The organism is Salinivibrio sp. MA427, assembly GCF_001996115.1.
Lineage (GTDB): Bacteria > Pseudomonadota > Gammaproteobacteria > Enterobacterales > Vibrionaceae > Salinivibrio > Salinivibrio costicola.
The window spans coordinates 1-2648 of the sequence record NZ_MUFH01000315.1 but is presented as its reverse complement, the minus strand read 5'-3'; the positions used below and the strand labels follow the sequence as shown (position 1 = coordinate 2648).

Sequence of the window (2648 nt, the reverse complement as noted above, 5' to 3'; positions counted from 1 at the left end):
GGTTATCGGTAGCGGAAAGCTCAACACACAAACTGGTGTAGTCGATGCCATCTTTGTTGAGCCAGATTACAGTGGCAGGGGCGCGGCGAAAAAGATGCTTCAGTTTTTAGAGCACCTAGCGAAAGAACAGGGCTTGCGATTGCTAACGCTCGAATCCACCCTCAATGCAGCGCCTTTTTATCGCGCCTGCGGCTTCGTGGGCGATGAGATATCAACGTATCACTCCCCAAAAGGGATCCGTTTGGATTGCGTGCCGATGGAAAAACCACTTTAAACACAACATCGATAAYAAGGAGCAAGGATGACTGACGTTTTATCACTSGTTTCAATCGGGTTCGCATTTTTTGTTGTCGCGGTCTCTCCGGGGCCRGCGAAYATCTCCAATGCAACYATCGCCATGAGTAAGGGGCGAAAAGTCAKCCTTGTTTAACGGCGCAGGGTTATCCATTGGGCTGCTGTTTTGGGGCATTGTCGCCGCCAGTGGCTTGGGGGTGGTGYTRCAAGGGTCGGTGTATTTACTCATGYTRCTAAAAATCRTGGGTGGCRTTTATCTTCTATGGCTGGCTTACCTTTCTTTTAAATCATCCTTTAAYGCCRCYGCGWCGGTCTCMAMAAMCGATAACCAAGAAGTGGGATACCGAAAATGGTTTGTTCGTGGCGTGGTTTTAAATTCCTCTAAYCCTAAAACCGTKGTGGCTTRGATGGCGGCTTTGTCGGTTGRRATGGGYTCAAGCAGYGATGGRYTRTTTCTTGTCGCKGCGGTGCTGACTTGTATGCTGGTCGGCTTTTTRGTGAATGGGWTGTACTCYCTGTTGTTTTCAATCAACGGCGTGATGAACGTCTACCAAAARGTGGCGCATTGGGTYGAGCGGGTAGTGKCTGGGATCTTTGCGYTGGCAGGATTAGGATTRCTGCGCTCCGCCTTTAGCCGCAATCCTGYGTGAGKCTTTACCTCAACCCAACTTGAGGGGTTAATCTGGTGCCATTCACATAAGGAGTCGACGATGACATCAGCACCCATGATTGAAGAGTATTTACATCGCCTCGGGTTGAGTGAGGCGAAGGGCGTGGCACTGGTCACTGAGCTTGTTGAAAAGCATTTGGCGCAGTATGCGTTTTCTAGCCTCAATGCCTTGGCAGGACAGCCGCTTTCTTTACAGACGGATGCCTTGTTTGAGCGGTTGGTGGTGAACCAGCAAGGCGGCTATTGCTTTGAGCACAATAAAATTGCCTACCTTGCCCTGAAACATTTGGGGTTTAAGTTGCGCAGTGTGCTGGCGCGGGTAATGCTCAATGGTAAACCCACCAATCCGCGCACTCACCGTAGGAATGTGCTTGAGCTCGATGGCGAGACTTATCTAGTGGACGTTGGTTTTGGCAATAAAACCCCGCGCGGCTTACTCAATATCAACCAGCGCACCTGCACCATCGGACACGATACCTATCAAATCACGCGCAATGGCAATGTAGTGACGGTGGTGTTACACGAGCCCGAGCAACCGCCACTAACGCTGTACGAGGTTGAGCTTTACGATGTAGTAGAAGCCGACTTTGACGTGGCGCACTTCTATTCTCATCAACACCCTGAAGCCATTTTCGTCAATAACCTCGTGGTGTCGTTGATCACTGCTTCACACCGCTATTTGATTCGTAATCAGCAGTTTTTGGTCTGGGATGCGACAGGGCACCTTATTACCGAAAAAAGTATCGATAGCCTCGAGGCCTTAACCCAGTTGGTTCATGAGGTATTTTTATTGCAACCGCCCAACGCAGTGTTGGAAACCGCGTTTGCACAGGTGGCGGCCAACGCGGCGGTTTGAGTGAGCGGATGTTAACGAAAACGTTCGTCTTGACGTACGTACTTGATGCCGTACAATTGATTAAAAGTTAATCACACTGGAGAGGCGCTATGACGGGGATCACTGCCACTGAAGCGCGTAGCAAATTGTATCGGCTCATTGATGAAACCGCCGAATCTCATCAGCCCATTGTTATTGCGGGCAAACGTAACAAAGCGGTGCTGATTTCAGAAGAAGATTGGTCAGCGATTCAGGAAACACTCTATTTGCTTTCTGTGCCAGGGATGCGCGAGTCGATTCGTGAAGGCATCGCCACGCCGACGGATGAATGCGATGAGGAGTTGGACTGGTGACATGGAAGTTGGTTTACACCAAACAAGCCCAGAAAGATGCAAAAAAGCTGGCCTCCAGTGGCCTTAAACCAAAAGCGCAAGAACTGCTAGCACTGATTAAAGACGATCCCTACCGTAAACCTCCTCCGTTCGAAAAGCTTGTCGGCGATCTCACCGGTGCCTATTCACGCCGTATTAATATTCAACATCGCTTGGTCTATCAAGTCCTCGAGAATGAACAGGTGGTGAAAGTGCTCAGGCTCTGGAGCCATTATGAGTAGTGGCTGTCATCGGCCTTTATTGGCTGCTGTTGTTAATTGCGTTGTTCTCTGGGCTGGGCACCATGTTTGGAGCGCAAAAATTATCCGTCTGTCCCACCAGAAGCTGACGTTATGCACTACGCTAAAAGACACAACTGGCTAAAATTCAAAGATAAAACGCTAGTCAGTTGGTAGCAGTAAACGGGTCGCCGTATTTGTTGTACACCGTTAGGCGATGAGCAAGGAATGTATATGGC

4 protein-coding genes are annotated in these 2648 nt (G+C 49.6%); all 4 read left to right on the top strand.

Annotated features, from left to right (window positions below; genetic code table 11):
- Positions 1-274: GNAT family N-acetyltransferase (locus BZG79_RS13820; RefSeq protein WP_199877906.1), on the top strand; the 274-nt coding region annotated here is incomplete at its 5' end.
- A gap of 730 nt (positions 275-1004) precedes the next feature.
- Positions 1005-1820 (top strand): arylamine N-acetyltransferase, encoded by an 816-nt coding sequence (locus BZG79_RS13810; protein ID WP_077774690.1) that lies wholly within the window; start codon positions 1005-1007, stop codon positions 1818-1820.
- A gap of 89 nt (positions 1821-1909) precedes the next feature.
- Positions 1910-2152 carry a type II toxin-antitoxin system Phd/YefM family antitoxin gene (locus BZG79_RS13805; RefSeq protein ID WP_021022842.1) on the top strand — a complete coding sequence of 81 codons (243 nt, stop codon included), beginning with the start codon at positions 1910-1912 and terminating at the stop codon, positions 2150-2152.
- Positions 2149-2412 carry a Txe/YoeB family addiction module toxin gene (locus BZG79_RS13800; RefSeq protein ID WP_077774689.1) on the top strand — a complete coding sequence of 88 codons (264 nt, stop codon included), beginning with the start codon at positions 2149-2151 and terminating at the stop codon, positions 2410-2412. Before BZG79_RS13805 ends, BZG79_RS13800 begins: the two co-directional genes overlap by 4 nt.
- Positions 2413-2648 lie beyond the last annotated feature (236 nt).

Coding starts and splice junctions, on each gene's coding strand:
- BZG79_RS13810 (WP_077774690.1), top strand. CDS start 1,005: ATGACATCAGCACCCATGATTGAAGAGTATTTACATCGCCTCGGGTTG.
- BZG79_RS13805 (WP_021022842.1), top strand. CDS start 1,910: ATGACGGGGATCACTGCCACTGAAGCGCGTAGCAAATTGTATCGGCTC.